Here is a 17,951-nt window from a genome sequence, read left to right as displayed (position 1 = left end):
GTTGCGGAGCAGATTTTGGGGTACCTTTAGAGTTCGTTCCTTTAAGTTTCAGGAGTTTCGGTGACTAAAACCATGAAAAAAGCCATCATTTTTGCCCCACTGCTCAGCGCTGGATTGTTGCTCAGTGCGTGCAGCAGTGAGCCAGCTGCGGCACCACTTGAGACAGCTCCGCTGCATGAGCAGTTGTTGAGCGTTGAAGAAACGGGAAAGCCTGATGTCACCACCGCAAATGACACCTCATTGACCGGGGAATCCATGCCACTTGCTGTGGTGCACGATGCCGCCAAGTTCGAGGGAGCCTGTGGTGAGGCGCTGCAAGCTGCAGAAGATGCCGAACTTCCTACTGTTGCTTCAGCGGCCCGGACCTATCAAATAGGGGAGGGCACTGTTTCTATTGCACTGATGTCCAACCCGGAGGACAACGAAGTTTCTCTCACTGACCTCTATTCTCAGATTGCAGAATCCTGCACCGAGCCCATTAAAGATGCAGATACCGGTGCCGAATATTCCTTTACTCCTTTAGAGAATTCCTCCGACGATGTCACTGGCTTTAAATATGACATTGCGGTCACTCCTGGAAATGAGGCCTCAACCGTGATGATGCTGCAGCAGATTGGCAATCACCATGTCATCGTCGCAGGTTTAGAAACCGATGAGGCAACCACCAAAGAGCTTTTCGACGCTCAGGTGGCAAAACTCAACGCCGCCTTAGAAGGCGCCTAGCCTCAGACTCAGCCTTTAAGTTGATATGGGTTTTAAATAGGAAAAATGGCTTAATCCCTTCAGTGTTTTTAAAGTATTACCTAGCTTGAAAATAGCTGGCAGGTGCAGGTTTTTGCAGCGCAGCATGGGTTATTGCGAACGTAGCAAGCGCTATTAGCGTTTGGGGTTCGCCCTCGATACCTATAAGGTAATACTTTGTTGTCCCCAAAAAAAGGTAAGCCGCTGAGAACAATATCTCGCGGCGATCCTGGGGAAAATGTGTTGGCATCTGAAATCGATGCCCCTTTTTCCCATCAGAATCTGCGTTAAATGACAGCGAGCTAATGTGCCGCCCCGCCTCTTTATAGACCTCGGTTTTATAGAGGTCGGAAGTTTTGCTGGCGCATTGCCCACCTAAGGGCGCCGAGGCGAATGTAACTGAACATGGAAGGAGTTGTGAGTGAGCGAGAAAAAAGATGAAAACACTCAAACGCTCCGAGAATCGATTAAGCGCGATGAGCTAGGCGGAAGCCAAATGTTATGCAAAAATGAGGAAAAGCGGGAAAACCGACCGCCGGTATCCCGTGATGAGCTTTCCAAGGGTGCTCAAGTTTTTGGTGAAGCCAAAGTTAACTGGGCAGTTCTTTCCATCAGCGCCATTATTATTCTCGCTTTTCCATGTGGGCAATGTTTGCCCCAGATCACGCTTTTAGCACCATGGAATCAATTGTGGGATTTATTGGTGAAAGCCTCGGCTGGTACTACGTCCTAACAGTTTTTATCGTTATTTGTTTTGTGCTGTGGGTTGCGCTGTCTTCCATGGGCAAAATTCGCTTGGGACCTGATCACTCTCGCCCGCACTATAACCTTTTCACCTGGGTATCCATGCTCTTTGCCCCTGGTGTGGGCATTGACATGCTCTTTTATTCGGTAACCGGACCCATTACCCAATATGTCACCCCACCTGATGCAGCTCCTGAATCTGCAGAAGCTGCCCGTGACGCCGTGGTATGGACAATGTTCCACTATGGCATCGGTGGCTGGGCTATGTACTCCCTGCTGGGTATGGCCATGGGTATTTTGCTTATCGCTGGGGTATGCCACTGTCTATTCGCGCAGCGCTGTATCCACTTTTGGGTAAAAGGGTAAAAGGTCGCGCCGGGGATGCCATTGACATCATCACTCTGGTCGGCACGGTCATGGGTGTTGCCACCTCAATGGGTATCGGTGTGGTGTTGTTGTCAGTAGGTTTTTCCACGCTCTTTGAGTTGCAAGATGGCCTGGCACTGCAAATCGCATTGGTGATGGTGGCAGTTGTTATTACTATCGCTGCCTGTACCTCGGGTGTTGATAAGGGCATTCGCTTAATTTCTGAGCTGAACCTATGGAGTGCAGGTGCGATGATTCTCTACATCATTGTCACTGGCCACACCTCATTCTTGCTAAATGGCATGGTGGAGAATTTCGGCCGTTTTATTAACACTTTGCCGCAGCGTTCTTTGCAGACGATGGTTTATGAGGAAGGTGGAGCCGACTGGATGGCCGGTTGGACGCTTTTCTTCTGGGCATTCTGGCTGGCCTGGGGGCCATTTGTGGGCGTGTTCTTGGCTCGTATTTCTCGTGGCCGTACCCTGCGTGAATTTGTTATTGCAGCTATTACTGTGCCCGTGATCTGCGATTTCTTGATTGTCACTACCTTTGGCAACTCTGCAATGTATGAGGTGCTTAATGGCAATGACGCTTTTGCCAAGCTGGCTATGGAGTCACCAGAACAAGGTTGGTACACCCTGCTTGAGATGTTCCCCGGCGCCACTTTCCTGATTGGCCTGGCCACCATTTCTGGCCTTTTGTTCTACCTGACCTCCGCTAATTCCGGTGCGATGGTAATGACTAATTTCTCTTCTTCTATTCCAGATCCCAGCCAAGATGGTGCCAAGTGGTTGCGTATTTTCTGGGCTGTGGTGACCGCAATTTTGACCATTGCAATGTTGTTGGCTGGTGGTGTGACCACTATGGAATATGCAACTTTGATCTTTGCGCTGCCGGTAACTGTAATTGCATATTTGGTGATGGCGTCATTCCTTAAGGTACTGCGGATGGAACGCGCGGAGATGGAAGGCCGTCGCCTGCACAATCGTTATGTGGCAAGCGATGGTGGCAATGCTCCGGAGAAGACCTGGCGTCAGCGTGTGGCCAGCTTGCGTTCTTATCCAAGTAAGCAGCAGGTGGCAAAAATTTGTGGAGTCCACAGTGGAGCCTGCGCTGCAAGATGTGTATAAGGAATTTGCCCGCTTGGGTTATTCAACTGAGTTGATTAGCGATGTTGACCCGCATTCCAATATCCCAACCCATGCTTTGTTGGTAAATATTGAAAACCAGCGTCGCTTCCAGTACTTCGTTTCCCCGGTGTCCACTCCGATTCCTTCTTTTGGTGGCCGTCGCGCGCAGACCGCAGAGAATTATTATCGCCTGGAAGTTTTTAACCTCACCGGTTCGGAGGGCTATGACCTCATGGGCTTGAGCAAGCAGCAAATTATTGATGATGTCATCGACCGTTATGAAACCCACATTGCGTTCCTAACCGTCACTTCTAATGCCGACAATCCTTCGCTGCTTACTCCGCCCGCTCCACCCGTCGCCGAGCCTGCCTTAGAGGAGAGTGGGAATCCGGAAAAACATTAAAAACACGCTTTTCGACGAACCCCCGTTGCCTCATTTATTGCGCGGGGCGCCACCTCCTTAACTCCGTATGAGCTTCATAAGCTTGTGGTGAGGGGCAGGACAGCAATTCAATAGTGCTGCCCCAAGGCGCACGGGCATAAAGATATTGGTTACCGGGACCTGCATCTGCTCCGGGTAGATCAACCGGCTGGCTGGGCAATGTGCCGCCAGCGGCTTCAAATTGCTGGGCAGCAGCTGCAATAAACGATCGTTTTGCATATCGTTGGTATCTACTCCAACTTGGTCGGCAGGGGAGCTTAGCGTCAGGCTAAGACCTTGCTTTGCCAGCCACAATGCGGTGAACATCGCTACTTCGGTATCGCCAAAGACAGTAAGTGCATGATCTGCAGGCTTCTCGCCAGCAATGAGCATGCTTCCAGCATCAAAGGTATCAGCTGGACGTTTACCCGCATTGGTGCTGGTTGCCAGTAGGACCTAGTCGAAGCCATCCAAATCCACACCGATGGCATCGGTATTAAGCTGCATATCAACATTGAGACGCTTGAGCTCGACCTTGTAGAAGTTGATCATGTGCTCGATTTACATCTTCAGGTAGCTAGACGCTGCCCAGGCGCGCATTTGCCCACCAATGGTGTTTTCACGCTCAACCCAAAAAGCGTAGTTCAAGACATAAAATAAATGTCATGTGATGCATTTAGGTTATGGATTTAGGGACGCAAAAAAGCTCTAATCACGAAAGTGATTGGAGCTTTAGTTGGTGCGTCATCAGGGAATCGAACCCCGAACCCTCTGATTAAGAGTCAGATGCTCTACCAATTGAGCTAATGACGCATATTGCTTGCTTGAGTTAATTTACTCGATGAAGTATTCAAGAAGCAAACCGCAGCCTGTGATTCACAGGCTGCGGTTCATTTCTCAACTGTGCGTCATCAGGGAATCGAACCCCGAACCCTCTGATTAAGAGTCAGATGCTCTACCAATTGAGCTAATGACGCATGCTGTGTGCTTGAGTTGAATACCTCGCTTGCAACGAAGAAAAATATAACAGCTAAATGGAATCAATGTAAAATCCACAGGTCAAAGGCCTATTTAAGTTTCGACTTGGTGCTAATTGGGGTGAGAATTGTGGATCTTGAAAAAAGTTAATCAACTCTAGAGCAAATTCGGTGATGATGGGAGGTATTTAGAAAATTGCTGTCTCAAGTTCGCTTAAAAATGCTCAAAAGACTGTGGGGCAACTTGTAAAATTCCGGGGATTTTTCTGGTGCTTAGAATTTGCGCTGCAAGGCGTAAAGTAGTTCTACACAAGGTTTAAAGCCTTATGTTTTTGCAGGTTATTGGATATGTTCGAAAGTCTGGCTACTTATTGGTGTCGTTCTTCTAACGATTTGATTACTAGTGGAATGTTTCCCTTTTAAAAGGTGTTTAATCTTGTAGCGTTTGTCTTTGAATTTTAGTCAGTTTTCTCGATTGTCTTTAGGGATTAATGAGCCAGCTGGCGGATGTTTTATTTTTTGCAGTTTGTGCCAGGAGGGCGAAGTAGTTGCAGGTTTTTGCTAAAAAGCGCAAGGTCGTTGCGGGATCATTGCTTGCGATGCTCACCGTCGGAGCACTCACTCTTTCAGGTTGCACCATCGACAGAAATGTTGACGCCCAAGAGGCTGACGCTCAAGAAGCGACAGTAACTCAAGAAAAGCTGCTGGCTCCCGTGGTCTCAGTAGATGATGATGCGGAAAACGTTAATCCTGCGGAACCTGTCATCGTAAAATCCATGGGTGAGGGTCTTGATGAGGTCACCATGACCAATGAAGAAGGCTATGAGGTGGAATCGGAGCTTTCTGCAGATGGGCGCACCTGGACCACCGCTGAAACCCTCGGATATAACCGCACGTACACCATCAAGGCCTCAGATAAGAACGGCGAATCCACCACCACCGTTTTTAGTACCATTACACCTTCTTCAACCACTTCAGTAGCGCTGTCACCTTTGGCTGATTCTGTCGTTGGTGTTGGTCAAACCATTGGCTTCCGTTTTGGTACTCCAGTGGGAGACCGGGAAGCTGCCGAAGCAGCACTAACTGTGGAAACTTCGCCTCATGTAGATGGTGCCTTCTACTGGCTAAATGAATATGAAGTCCGGTGGCGTCCAGAAGAATATTGGGCTCCAGGTACTTCGGTCACTGTAGAAGCCAATATTTATGGCGAGAAACTTGGCGATGGGCTGTGGGGCGAAACTAATAACGCCACCAACTTCACTATTGGCGATCGTGTCGAAGCAGTTGCTGATGACGCCACCAAAACCATGAGTGTTTATAAAAATGGTGAGCTGCTGCGCACCATGCCAGTCTCTTTTGGTCGAGATACCGCCGAGTTTGCAACTCCTAATGGCACCTACATCATCGGCGATCGTAATGAATCAATGATTATGGATTCCACCACTTTTGGCTTGGGTTATGAGGAAGGTGGATATCGCACCTCTGTGCAATACGCCACCCAGATGTCTTACTCCGGAATTTATGTGCACGCCGCTCCGTGGTCCGTTGGTTCGCAGGGAAACACCAACGTCTCCCATGGCTGCATTAACGTCTCAACCGAGAATGCACAATGGTTCCAAGAGACTGTGAAACGTGGCGATATTGTCACCGTGAAAAACACTGTGGGCTCAACCTTGAGCGGAACCGATGGCTTGGGCGATTGGAATACTCCTTGGTCTGAGTGGAGTGCGGGAAACGCGGACTTTAGCTAAGGCATAATCAAATTAATTTGGAATACAATACTAATATTGCCTGCGCTAATCCTCTGAACTAGACTGACAACCTGTTTTTAAACCGGCGGACATTTTCACCTACACAGCAGCAAGGTGAGGGGTAAATGTCGGCCGGTTGTGCACGTTTATAGCTTTTAGATTGTTAATTGACCAGGCCAAGGGGAAACTAGATGCCACCGTTGAGGCAGACCAAGGAGTGGGTGGACCGTTTCGGTTTTTCCCACCAGGAGCTGCAGCCAACTGTGTCATTTTCCAACGCTCCAGCCAACACGCGCATCATTGATGTGATGGAACGGACCTGGCAAAACGCAGTCCAAGAAGGTGGCGAGCACTCTGCCCGCCTTTGTGGCGACATGGCTGTCAGGGCTCTTGCCAAACCAAATCCGCTCATTGCCGACGATCCTGAAGGCAATCCAGATATATGCCTTTATACCTGGATTGTTGAGTGCCCCGGTGCCACCGCAGTGGTGTTGTGGGTTAATGGCGTTTTTGATCCAAATCGCATTGCTGATTCAGAGATGCACCGCCTTGAGGGCTCTGACCTGTGGATTCTAAGCTTGCGTATGCCCTCAGATTGGCGCGCCAGCTACACCATCAGTACTTGGGAATCTCAAGAAACACCACCGTGGCGCCAAAGCACTGATTATTTGGAGATTCGACAGGCCATTCAGGCCAGTGCCCGTCCAGATTCCCGCGCCCTCGGCGCGGTCATGAATTCCTCCCTCGTGGAAGGCCCTGATGCCTTGCCCAATTGCTGGGGAGGGGCGTCGACAAGCGTAGAGGTAGTGGAAGAGACCGTCGCTGGCGAGCGTTTTTGGTTTTATCAAGCACCGGTTAAAGCGCCATTGCTGATTCTGTTTGATGGCCAATTTTGGCATGAAAACATGAATATAGCAGCGCATATTGACGCCGCGATCGCCATTGGCTTGCTGCCACCGGTGAGCGTTTTGATGCTGGACTCCGTAGACACGCAGCGCCGCTGGGAGACCCTCGGCGTCCCAGGTGGCCAGGTTGATGCGCTTATCGACGCGATCCTGCCGCACGTTCGTGCAACCTACAACGTTTCCGCCCGTGGGGAAGACACGATTGTTTCCGGCGCTAGCTTCGGCGGCTTGGCTGCTTTGTGGGCGCTGGCTTTAGGTGATGGCGAAATTGGTCATGCCATTGCGCAATCGCCCAGCTTATGGCGTTTTAATATTGCCGACGCGCTCTCCACTGCGGAAAATTGGAGCTCTATTCATCTCCAAACCGGCAAATATGAGGGCGATATGCTGCGCCTTTCACATCAGCTTGCAGAGGATCTTTCGGGGGATATCCGTGAGGTCCGCGTGCGTGGTGTGCACGGTGGCCACGATTGGGCCTGGTGGCGGGTGCATATGCTCACCGAGCTCACCAGGCTCCTAAATTCTTTTTAAACTTTGAGCTTAGGCCTCAAGATAAGGGGCAAAACGCTCAGTTGCGGCCTGCGCATCAGCAGTACAGTCTTCTGTTGAAGGGCCAGGAGCTGCAACAAAAAATGAGCGACGGTAGTAGTCCAACTCACGGATAGACTCCACAATATCGGCTAAGGCGCGGTGGGACAGGCCCTTTTCTGGCTGCTTGTAATAAACACGAGGATACCAGCGACGCGCAAGTTCCTTTACGGAAGAAACATCGACCATGCGGTAGTGCAAGGCAGCATCCAGGCGTGGCATTTGCTCGCGGATGAAAGAACGGTCCGTGGCAATGGAATTTCCAGCCAATGGAGCTGGATGTGCAGGATCACAATGCTCAGCGATTAGAGCTAGCACTGCATCCTCTGCCTCTTGAAGAGACACTGTGGAACTGCGGATTTCCTCGGTCAAGCCGGAAGAATCATGCATATTGGTGACAAAGTCATCCATCTGTGCAAGTTCTTCATCGGTGGCGTGCACAACGAGGTCAACGCCTTCGCCAATGATGTTGAGGTTGGCATCAGTAACCAGGGCAGCGACCTCAACAATGACGTGTTTTTGCAGATCGAGGCCGGTCATCTCAAGGTCAATCCATACCAGGCGATCATCGCGTGCAGCTACGGTGGGGGCGTTGTTATCAGCTTCAGTCATATTTAACCCATCTTCTTATAGACCCAGCCCATAACAGGGGAGAGCACAGCGGTTGGAGCAATACTGGATACAGTGTTCATGGCCTTACCCAGTGGTCCGGGGACAACTCGGCGACGGTTCTTGGAGAGTGCTTGCAGGGTTTCTGCAGAGCAGGATTCATAGGTGGTCCAGAGAAAACCTGGCACGACCTTATCCACAATGGACATATCCTCGGCCTGAACAACAGCTTCACGGACGGGGCCGGGAGCCAGCAGAGTACAAGATACGCCGGTACCACGTAGTTCATAGTGCAAGGCCTCGGTAAAGGCATTTACGCCAGCCTTAGTAAGTACATAGGTGGCATTGTTTGGAATTGGCACGTTGCCGGCGGCAGAGCCAACATTGCAAATAGCGCCGGTGCCCCTTTCCAACATGCCGCCCAACACAGCGTGGGTGAGCTCAAAAACCGCGGTGGCGTTTAGCGCAAATTGCTTGGATTCGTAGTTCCAATCTTGGTCCTTAAACGGTCCAAAACTAGCGATACCTGCGGAGTTAATGATGATGTTGATTTCGCGGTCTTTAATCTCCTCGATCAATTCCGCACGCTGATCTTGATCTGCCAAATCAACTGCGCGTACTTCAACGATGACGCCGTGCTTGTTTTCCAAGTCAGCGGCGATATCCTTGAGGATTTCTTCGCGGCGGGCCACCAGAATGAGGTTGTGGCCAAACCTTGCTAGATCACGGGCAATGGCTAGACCAATGCCTTGGCTAGCGCCAGTGACGAGCGCTCGAGCGCTTTTGCTGGGAATGGGTAACGCCATGTCAGGCTCCTTCGGTGCTGATTAAATGGCTAAAAACTATCGCAATTAATGGTACGTCATGGGGTGGACACGTGATTGTCCAACCAACCCAGACCCTCAGTAGTGGCGCCAGCAGGGTTATATTCCGCGCTAATATAACCGCCATAACCCAGCTCATCCAAGGCCTGGAAAATAAATGCCTCATTGACCTCGCCGCTGCCTGGCTCGTGTCGGTGCGGGACTGCTGCCACCTGTACATGGCCCAAAAGGCCAGCTGAAGCAACTTTTTGAAGCTGGTGTAAGAGATCTCCGTGGATTTGTTGAATATGGAAAATATCAAAAAGGATTTTCACATTGGGATGGTTAATCTTTTTGATGAGGTCAAAGGCTTGCTTAAGATTGTTAAGAAAATAGCCGGGAATTGAGTAACTATTAATGGGCTCAATAACTGCTAGGACATCAAGCTTGGCCAATTCCGCGGCGATCCAGCCGATATTGGTGGCATAACGTGTGTCAGCGTGGTCATCAGCCTCGGCGAGACCGGAGAGAATATGCATCTTTTCAGGCCTTAAAGTAGCCGCATAATCTAAGGCAGGCTGCATAAGAACTTTGAATTCTTCTAATTCCACCAGCGCTGCAAAACCAAAAGTTTCTCCCACTGGCGCGTTAAAGAGCGCAATGGGTAAACCGGCCTCGATGGCTGCAGCTTTAATGTCAGTGCCGTTAAGGTCATAGGGATACATAAATTCCACGGCACTAAAGGAATAACGTACAGCGTGTGCAAAGCGCTCTAAGAAATCTACCTCATTAAAAAGTAGCGATAAATTGGCAGCAAACCTTGGCATGTGACCCCTCCGAAGTATCCTAAAAGTCAGTGAATTTTGTTTGTGGCCTGAGTCTAATAAGTACCTGGGACACGGGGTTGATTTTTTAACCCCGTCGATAGACCTAAGCTGGACAGACAAAAAGTTTTTTTAGAGGATTTGAAGGGGATAAAAGTGGGTTTGTGGATTGATGCCACCGCTGGCATTGCAGGGTGAATTCATTAATTGATGCTGGTGCTGATCTAACGCGCATTCAGTCGGTAATTGAGGCCGTAATCCCGGGCGACATCAAGCTAGAAACCTCAGAAGTTGTCCGTCAAGGCCAACGTAGCATCAAATGCGCTCGTCAAGTTTTTGAGACAGCTTGATTGATTTTTCTTCTTACGCTGCTGCTAATCCATACTGCTGCTGATATGCGGTCAAAGCACTAGCCGGTGAGAGCCCCTGGTTATTGCTATGCGGGCGGCGCCGGTTGTGACCTGCCCCTCGATGTACTCCATCACCGCGGTTCGGGCCGACAGGTGATTGTTAAAGTCGTAGTGGTGATACATTTCGGTCTTCAAATGTGAGAAAAAATTCTCCGCGACTTCCGTTATCCCAACATACCCCGGTCAATCCCATGGATTGGGTGATCTTGTTGCCGGCGCACCATGTCTGGAACTGCTCGGAGGTGTATTGCGATCCTCTATCGGAGTGAAAAATTGCGCCTTCAGGATGAAGACGCCCATGATTACGTGCCATGGCCAGCGCGTTGATCACCAACGGTGTGCGCATATTGGAATCCATAGACCACCCCACCACCATCCGCGTAGCCAAATCGATCACGGTAGCCACATACAGCCACCCGGAACCCGTCTTTAAGTACGTAATGTCACCAACGAGCCTGGTCCCAGGCACGGTAGCGGTAAAGTCTCGTTTCCCTTGGCTATCGAGCATATGATTTTTAATATGCTCGGTCCGGGCAGAAGGGTCACTGACCGTGGTGTTCTTCCAGGCCCGCATTCGTCTGGCACGCACTGCTAATTCGTTCATAATTGATCCCACAGTCCCAGTAGAAACTTTGACACCACGCTGGTTGAGCAACGTGGTCAGCTGATCCCTGCCAGCCATCTGGTTGCTTTTTTCAAACTCCTGGGCAACCTCAGCCCTGAGTTCTAAATGCCTTATGGCTGTCGGAGTCAGACCCGCAGGCTTGGCCCACCGGTAATACGACGCTCTGGACATGCCCAACTTTGTGCACATCCATGTAATGGGAAACGACGCCTTCTCTTGCTCGATGAACGCTGAGAGATCCTCTACAGGTGCTTCGGCTTCCAAAGAAGGCGCTGGCTTTTCCCAAAAACTCGTTTTCCCGTTTCAACGCGGCGTTCTCAGCCTGCAGGGCCTTGTATTTCGCCCATTCGACTGGGCCTGGTTCATCCACACCGGCGTCTGGATGCTCGGCCCTCCAGGTTCTTACCCACGCGCTCAGTGTTCCTTCTTTGATACCCAACTCGGTGGCCACTTCCTTGACCGAGCGCCCTGAGGAGACGACGAGTTGCACAGCTCCTGCTTTGAATTCTTCGGTGAAGATGACGTGCGATTCGACATGGAACTAATTCTCATAGACCCTGTCTCAAATCACCACACGGGCGCAGTTCGTCCATTGCAGCGTGAGTACCGAGTGCGATCAAGATGGTGATGGACTTGGCACGATCAGCGATAGCGTCATAAACAGCTTTGATCATCAGGCCGTGGGGACCAGAGCGAGTGCCATCAGGGATGGGAATACATACTTACTTGCCATCAATATCAAGCTTGGAAATTTCCTCAAGAATAAATTGACGAGCTTGTTCTTCAGTAAGGACTTCAGTAGCACTACCGAGCAGGGCAGCGGATTCCGCAAGGCCTTCAGGAATTGGCAGATTAATAGTCTTGTGGCTCATAAAACTAGTGTGCTCAGATCATAGAACCTAAGCAACTAGTTGCAGAGTGTTGCAACGACCCTCTGAACTTAGGTTATGGAATGGGGCACAAAAAATCCCCTCTAATCTTGTTTTGCAAGATTAGAGGGGATCTCTTAGGGGTGGCTGACGGGGCTCGAACCCGCCACACCCAGGGTCTCGGTATGAACTTAGGGCACATGCGGGAATGGTAGGGAACATGCAGCGTGTGGGCGTTTTATGTTCCTTGGTGTTCCGTGTGATTCCCGCAAAATCCCGAGTCTTACGCGTAGTCTTAAGCGTAGTTACGCGTAGGCGCGCTTGACTTGTCTCATGAGTGATTCAATATTTTGGCGGTCGTTGTAGTACTCCTCAGCTACCTGCTCGGTGTGGCCGAAAATGGCGGCGCGTGTAGCTGGGTCCATCACGTCCGCGTACACACCGTGCAGCGTCGCACGCCAGGAGTGGCTTCGGAGGTCTTGAAGAATCTTCACGCCTGTAGCTTCTGCAATTTGCCGGTATAGCTCGGGCACCTTGTCATCTGCGTTCGTCGCGTCCCAGGGCCTCGCGGTCGTCGTCGGTGAGCCTACGATGAAATGCTCGTCGTCCTCGCGGTGTGTACGCAGGTATTCCGCTACGTCGGCCCTCAGGATAGGGATATACCGCCCTCTTTCCTTGCCTTTTCGCCCCTTGACAATATCGGCGCTGGCATTAATGAGCATGCCATCGTCACCGTCGATGATGTGCTTCCACTGCAATTGATTGGCTTCGGCAATTCTCAGCCCTGAAACGGCTTGGAGGAGAGTGAGCCGCACAATGCGGGCATGGATGTTCTTGGTGCTTTGTCGGATGTTCTTGTGCTTGGTGGGGGTTAACAGTGGCTCGGTATCCCGCGTTAACAGATGCTTAATGACGGCATCCCATTCGGGTTTTGTGAGTGTGCGGCGGCCTGACTTCTTGGGCTTCGGTGCTGCAATATCTAGGTTCACGCCCCGGATGGCACCGGAGAGGCTGCAGACAAGCTCGCTGCTGAGGATTCTCACCTGCACGTGCTGCACCGCGAAGGCAAGGGGGGCCTTCTTGGCGCTTATATCGCCGGCTTCGAGTGGGGCCTAGAGAAGGATTACCATGTTCTGTGCGAAATGGATGCCGACGGCTCCCACGCACCAGAACAGCTCCACCTCTTGCTTGAGGAAATTGAAAAGGGCGCAGATCTGGTCATTGGCTCCCGCTACGTACCGGGTGGAGAGACAGTGAACTGGCCTGCCAACCGCGAACTGCTGTCCCGCTTGGGCAACAAGTACATTTCTGTTGCCCTGGGTGCCGGCATCAATGACATGACTGCCGGCTACCGTGCTTTCCGGCGTGAGCTGCTTGAGCACCTCGACTTTGAGGAGCTTTCCAACGCCGGATACATCTTCCAGGTGGACGTTGCCTTCCGCGCCATCAAGGATGGCTTCGATGTCCGCGAGGTTCCGATCACCTTCACCGAGCGCGAGCTTGGTGAATCCAAGCTGGACGGCTCCTTTGTCAAGGATTCCCTGCTCGAAGTAACCAAGTGGGGAGTGGCTCACCGCTCCGAGCAGATCAGCGATTTCACATCGGAAGTATCCAAGATCGCCTCCCGCACGGTCAAGGACATGGAGCTTGGCCCTAAGGCCACCACGGCCAAGAACGCTGTATCGGACTTCGTTTCCGAAGTCTCTAACCTAGCTAAAGGCACCTTCAAGAAGTAACTCGATGCCCGCGGCGTCTCATCCACGCCCATGAATTAGAAGAACTAAGCCCGGAAGCCACGGCATGGCTTCCGGGCTTTGTCATAGGGTCCAAACTAGTGCTAATGTCATAGGCAGCACTCTAGATGGCGCACAGTGACTCACTTCACTGTTTCTCACACTACGGATCGTTCGGCACGTACCTGCCGATGGAGGAGATTCTGCAATGGCAACCGTAACGTTCAAAGATGCTTCCCTAACCTACCCGGGAGCAAAGGAACCCACCGTCAAGAAATTCAACCTGGAAATCGCCGATGGCGAGTTCCTCGTCCTCGTCGGCCCTTCCGGCTGTGGTAAATCCACCACGCTGCGCATGCTGGCCGGTTTGGAAAACGTTACTGACGGTGCCATTTTCATCGGAGACAAGGACGTTACCCACATTGCACCGCGTGACCGTGACATCGCCATGGTTTTCCAGAACTATGCTCTCTACCCCCACATGACCGTGGGCGAGAACATGGGCTTCGCACTGAAGATCGCCGGCAAGTCCCAAGACGAGATCAATAAGCGCGTCGACGAAGCCGCCGCCACTTTGGGCCTGACCGAATTCTTGGAGCGCAAGCCGAAGGCCCTGTCCGGTGGTCAGCGTCAGCGTGTGGCCATGGGCCGCGCCATTGTTCGCAACCCGCAGGTCTTTCTCATGGATGAGCCGCTGTCTAACCTCGATGCCAAGCTGCGTGTTCAGACCCGTACCCAGATTGCAGCCCTGCAGCGCAAGCTTGGGGTTACCACCGTTTACGTCACCCACGACCAGACGGAGGCCTTGACCATGGGTGACCGCATCGCGGTGCTGAAGGATGGCTATCTGCAGCAGGTTGGCGCGCCCCGAGAGCTTTATGACCGCCCCGCCAACGTCTTCGTCGCCGGCTTCATCGGCTCCCCAGCCATGAACTTGGGCACCTTCTCGGTCAAGGATGGTGACGCTACCTCTGGTCACGCTCGCATCAAGCTTTCCCCGGAAACCCTCGCCGCCATGACGCCGGAGGATAATGGCCGCATCACCATTGGTTTCCGCCCGGAGGCACTGGAGATCATTCCGGAAGGCGAGTCCACCGATCTTTCCATCCCAATCAAGCTCGACTTCGTGGAGGAACTCGGTTCCGATTCCTTCCTCTACGGCAAGCTGGTAGGCGAGGGCGACCTTGGATCCTCCAGCGAGGATGTCCCCGAGTCCGGCCAAATCGTCGTCCGCGCTGCTCCGAACACCGCGCCTGCTCCGGGCAGTGTTTTCCACGCACGCATCGTGGAGGGCGGCCAGCACAACTTCTCGGCGTCGACTGGCAAGCGCCTCCCTTAAGCCCGCGTACCGGCTACCCCGAGGCACGTAATGAGTAGGGCAGTTCTAGCCATAATCAGCAGAAAAGGTGGAGTGATTCGCCATGAAAGAGTCCATGAGCATCACCTCGTCGACGTACGCGTCGGCACTGCTGACACTGCCCTGGGGTACACCCCTGGAACAGTGGCCCGATAATCTCATCGCCGCGCTGCCCAGGGGTATTTCCCGGCACATCGTGCGTTTCGTGGGGATCAACCGTGGCATCGTCGCGGTCAAAGAAATTGGTGCGCGTACCGCCCACCACGAGTACAAGATGCTGCGTGAACTGCAGCGCCTTGGTGCCCCCAGTGTGCGCCCCGTAGCCGTGATCACCGGACGCCATCCGGCAGAGGAAGACTACGGGGAGCTCACCGCAGCTTTGGTGACCGAGCACTTGGAGTTTTCCCTGCCCTATCGCGAGATCTTTTCTCGGCACCTCACGGTCGTGGAAGCGGAGAAGCTCATCCGCGCCCTGTCCGTGCTGTTGGTGCGGATGCATCTGCTCAACTTCTACTGGGGAGATGTGTCACTGTCTAATACTCTCTTTCGTCGCGATGCTGAAACCTATTCCGCCTATCTCGTCGATGCCGAAACCGGGGAGTTCCAGCCCAACCTCTCTGAATCACGCAGGCTTTACGACGTCGACATCGCCCGCGTCAACATCATTGGCGAACTCATGGACCTACAGGCGGGTGAATGCCTAGATAAGTCCATCGATGTCATCGCCCTAGGAGGCCTTGTCGAAAGCTCTTATCTTGAATTGTGGACGGAGCTCACCGCGGAGGAATCCGTCGATGCCAGTGAATATTGGCGCGTCTCTGAGAGAATTGACCGGCTCAATCAACTGGGCTTTGACGTAGGGGAGCTCAAGGTCACGAAGGACGATTCGCGGCAGGTTGTGCGCATTCGCCCTGTAGTGGTGGATCCGGGCCACTATCGTGCAGAGCTATTGAGCTTAACCGGGCTGAGCGTCGAGGAACACCAGGCCCAACGCCTATTGGGCTCGATCCAGGCCTATCAGGCCGTCGAATGCGGACCGCATGTAGGTCTTACCCAAGCCGCGCATCTCTGGATGACGAATGAATACGAACCGACTATCGCCGCCGTCCCCGTGGAGATGTTAGACAAGCTGGAGCCAGCACAATTCTTCCACGAAATCGTCGACCACCGCTGGTTCCTCGCCCAAGAAAGGGGAGGGGCTGTCACCCTCCCAGAGGCCACGGCATCCTATCTTGAATCCGTGCTTCCGGCCCGCCGCGACGAGGCTCGCCTCCTCAGCACAAACCCTTCAGACGAAGACTTGTCATAACCTCTCGCGTGCCCCAACGGCTCCTACGATCAAAAATCCTCCCTGCTTCCCTCAACTGTTTTTATATGTATTTGTATGTTTTAGGCCCGATTGCCCCATAATTGGGGAGGGTTTCAATGCCCGAATGTAGATATGGTAACAATCGGGTGTTTTGGGTCCTATTTATTTTGAATATGTGGAATACCTCACTAAGGTGGAAGGGAGGCTAACCAGTTCACAGTTGGACTGCAATCCGCTATGGAGTACTTGGTGGCGCTGGGAAGAAGCCTTCGTTATGGGAGGTCTCCCAGACACAATCGAATACGGGCCGGATATCCATCTCGGCTCATCACCCCGCTTTTTATCAAGAAAGATGAGGACCTCATGAAGCGTCTTGCTCGCATCGCATCCATCAGCATGGCCTCCATGCTCGCCGCCGCAAGTCTCGTCGCGTGCTCCGGCTCCACCGACGAGGAAGGCGATGTTTACTTCCTGAACTTCAAGCCTGAACAGGACGCGGCATACCAGGAAATCGCAAAGGCCTACACTGAAGAGACCGGCGTTAAGGTCAAGGTCGTTACTGCCGCCTCCGGCTCCTATGAGCAGACCCTCAAGGCCGAGATTGGCAAGGACGAAGCCCCGACTCTCTTCCAGGTCAATGGCCCAGCCGGCTTCATCACTTGGCAGGACTACATGGCAGATATGTCGGACACCGAGGTAGCTAAGCAGCTGACCGACGACATTCCGCCGCTGACCACCGAGGATGGCGAGGTACGTGGCGTTCCGTTCGCCGTCGAGGGCTTCGGCATCATCTACAACGACGAGATCTTCGACAAGTACATCGCCACGTCCGGCGCAAAGATCAAGTCCACGGATGAGATCACCAGCTACCAGAAGCTCAAGGAAGTCGCCGAGGATATGCAGGCAAAGAAGGACGAGCTCGGTATCGAAGGCGCCTTCGCCTCCACCTCGCTGACATCCGGTGAGGACTGGCGTTGGCAGACCCACCTGGCCAACGCTCCGATCTGGCAGGAGTACCAGGACAAGGGAGTCGAGGACACCAACGAGATCGAGTTCTCCTACAACAAGGAGTACAAGAACCTTTTCGATCTCTACCTTGAGAACTCCACCGTAGAAAAGTCTCTTGCGCCGTCTAAGACGGTGTCTGATTCCATGGCTGAGTTCGCACAGGGCAAGGCCGCTATGGTTCAGAACGGTAACTGGGCATGGTCCCAGATTTCCGAGACTTCTGGCAACGTGGTCAAGGAAGACAAGATCAAGTTCCTGCCCATGTACATGGGTCTGCCAGATGAAGAAAAGCACGGCATCAACGTCGGTACCGAGAACTATTTGGGCGTGAACTCTGATGCCTCCGAGGTCGACCAGCAGGCCACCAAGGACTTCGTGGATTGGCTGTTTACCTCTGAAGCTGGCAAGGAGCACGTGGTGAAGGACCTTGGCTTCATCGCACCGTTCGAAAGCTACACCGCTGAGGACACCCCGAATGACCCCCTTGCTGAGCAAGTCGCGGAAGCTATCGCTAACAAGGATCTGACCACCTACCCGTGGAACTTCCAGTACTTCCCGTCCCAGCAGTTCAAGGATGACTTCGGCCAGGATCTGTCGCAGTACGCCTCCGGAAAGCTGAAGTGGGAGGACGTCGTCAAGCACTTCAAGGACAACTGGGCTGCTGAGAAGGAATCCAACTGGGGCTAAAGCTCTATTCCCGTCCCCCTCGCCACACTCCTTCCAATAGCGGAGGGCGGGGAGGGGAGTAGGTGAGGGTTGTGGCCCGCGTCGCGAGCTTGTG

General features: G+C 52.6%; 11 protein-coding genes, 2 tRNA genes and 5 pseudogenes. 9 read left to right on the top strand and 9 right to left on the bottom strand.

Annotated features, from left to right (window positions below; genetic code table 11):
- The first annotated feature begins 60 nt into the window (after positions 1-60).
- Positions 61-723, top strand: coding sequence for a hypothetical protein (locus H924_RS10535; RefSeq protein WP_035108097.1), 663 nt, complete (start codon positions 61-63; stop codon positions 721-723).
- 514 nt (positions 724-1,237) lie between these two features.
- A pseudogene (gene betT, locus H924_RS14745) lies at positions 1,238-3,384 on the top strand (choline BCCT transporter BetT).
- A gap of 57 nt (positions 3,385-3,441) precedes the next feature.
- Here the strand turns inward: betT and H924_RS14215 are convergent.
- The 3 genes from H924_RS14215 to H924_RS10510 form a co-directional block, all read right to left on the bottom strand.
- On the bottom strand, positions 3,442-3,795 hold the full coding sequence (locus H924_RS14215) for a hypothetical protein (RefSeq protein ID WP_015651942.1): 354 nt from the start codon (positions 3,793-3,795) through the stop codon (positions 3,442-3,444).
- A 344-nt stretch (positions 3,796-4,139) separates the two neighbouring features.
- A tRNA-Lys gene (locus tag H924_RS10515) sits at positions 4,140-4,215 on the bottom strand.
- A 91-nt stretch (positions 4,216-4,306) separates the two neighbouring features.
- Positions 4,307-4,379: transfer RNA gene (locus H924_RS10510), tRNA-Lys, on the bottom strand.
- 599 nt (positions 4,380-4,978) lie between these two features.
- Here H924_RS10510 and H924_RS10505 point away from each other — a divergent pair.
- The gene (locus tag H924_RS10505) at positions 4,979-6,130 is read left to right on the top strand and encodes a L,D-transpeptidase (protein WP_404825335.1); all 1,152 of its coding nucleotides are present in this window, start codon (positions 4,979-4,981) and stop codon (positions 6,128-6,130) included.
- A 191-nt stretch (positions 6,131-6,321) separates the two neighbouring features.
- Entirely contained in the window at positions 6,322-7,566 is a 1,245-nt protein-coding gene (locus H924_RS10500; RefSeq protein WP_015651940.1) for an enterochelin esterase domain-containing protein, read from the top strand.
- A gap of 9 nt (positions 7,567-7,575) precedes the next feature.
- On the opposite strand, the gene orn is transcribed toward H924_RS10500, so the two are convergent.
- The 3 genes from orn to H924_RS10485 are packed head-to-tail and all read right to left on the bottom strand — an operon-like array spanning position 7,576 to position 9,862.
- Positions 7,576-8,235, bottom strand: coding sequence for an oligoribonuclease (gene orn, locus H924_RS10495; RefSeq protein ID WP_015651939.1), 660 nt, complete (start codon positions 8,233-8,235; stop codon positions 7,576-7,578).
- Between the two features lie 2 nt (positions 8,236-8,237).
- Complete coding sequence (cmrA, locus tag H924_RS10490; RefSeq protein WP_015651938.1) at positions 8,238-9,038, bottom strand: mycolate reductase; 801 nt, start codon at positions 9,036-9,038, stop codon at positions 8,238-8,240.
- A gap of 56 nt (positions 9,039-9,094) precedes the next feature.
- Positions 9,095-9,862, bottom strand: coding sequence for a hydroxypyruvate isomerase family protein (locus H924_RS10485; protein ID WP_015651937.1), 768 nt, complete (start codon positions 9,860-9,862; stop codon positions 9,095-9,097).
- A gap of 153 nt (positions 9,863-10,015) precedes the next feature.
- Here H924_RS10485 and H924_RS14210 point away from each other — a divergent pair.
- Positions 10,016-10,179 (top strand): annotated as a pseudogene (locus tag H924_RS14210) (TIGR00299 family protein); the annotation flags it as partial.
- A gap of 43 nt (positions 10,180-10,222) precedes the next feature.
- Here H924_RS14210 and H924_RS13975 read toward each other — a convergent pair.
- The 3 genes and pseudogenes from H924_RS13975 to H924_RS10470 all read right to left on the bottom strand — a co-directional run bounded on the left by H924_RS13975 (position 10,223) and on the right by H924_RS10470 (position 12,752).
- A pseudogene (locus H924_RS13975) lies at positions 10,223-11,414 on the bottom strand (IS3 family transposase).
- Between the two features lie 64 nt (positions 11,415-11,478).
- Positions 11,479-11,766, bottom strand: a pseudogene (locus H924_RS14740) (lactate racemase domain-containing protein); the annotation flags it as partial.
- A 302-nt stretch (positions 11,767-12,068) separates the two neighbouring features.
- On the bottom strand, positions 12,069-12,752 hold the full coding sequence (locus H924_RS10470; RefSeq protein WP_245533865.1) for a tyrosine-type recombinase/integrase: 684 nt from the start codon (positions 12,750-12,752) through the stop codon (positions 12,069-12,071).
- Here H924_RS10470 and H924_RS10465 point away from each other — a divergent pair.
- The 4 genes and pseudogenes from H924_RS10465 to H924_RS10450 form a co-directional block, all read left to right on the top strand.
- Positions 12,750-13,499 (top strand): annotated as a pseudogene (locus H924_RS10465) (glycosyltransferase); the annotation flags it as partial. The gene H924_RS10470 and the pseudogene H924_RS10465 sit on opposite strands and share 3 nt — an antisense overlap.
- Before the next feature lie 205 nt (positions 13,500-13,704).
- Positions 13,705-14,835: an ABC transporter ATP-binding protein gene (locus tag H924_RS10460; protein WP_015651932.1), complete on the top strand. Its 1,131-nt coding sequence runs from the start codon at positions 13,705-13,707 to the stop codon at positions 14,833-14,835.
- An 82-nt stretch (positions 14,836-14,917) separates the two neighbouring features.
- Positions 14,918-16,162, top strand: coding sequence for a DUF4032 domain-containing protein (locus H924_RS10455; protein ID WP_015651931.1), 1,245 nt, complete (start codon positions 14,918-14,920; stop codon positions 16,160-16,162).
- 363 nt (positions 16,163-16,525) lie between these two features.
- Entirely contained in the window at positions 16,526-17,857 is a 1,332-nt protein-coding gene (locus tag H924_RS10450) for an ABC transporter substrate-binding protein (protein ID WP_015651930.1), read from the top strand.
- Positions 17,858-17,951 lie beyond the last annotated feature (94 nt).

This window comes from Corynebacterium callunae DSM 20147, assembly GCF_000344785.1.
Lineage (GTDB): Bacteria > Actinomycetota > Actinomycetes > Mycobacteriales > Mycobacteriaceae > Corynebacterium > Corynebacterium callunae.
This window is presented reverse-complemented; position numbering and strand designations above follow the sequence as displayed.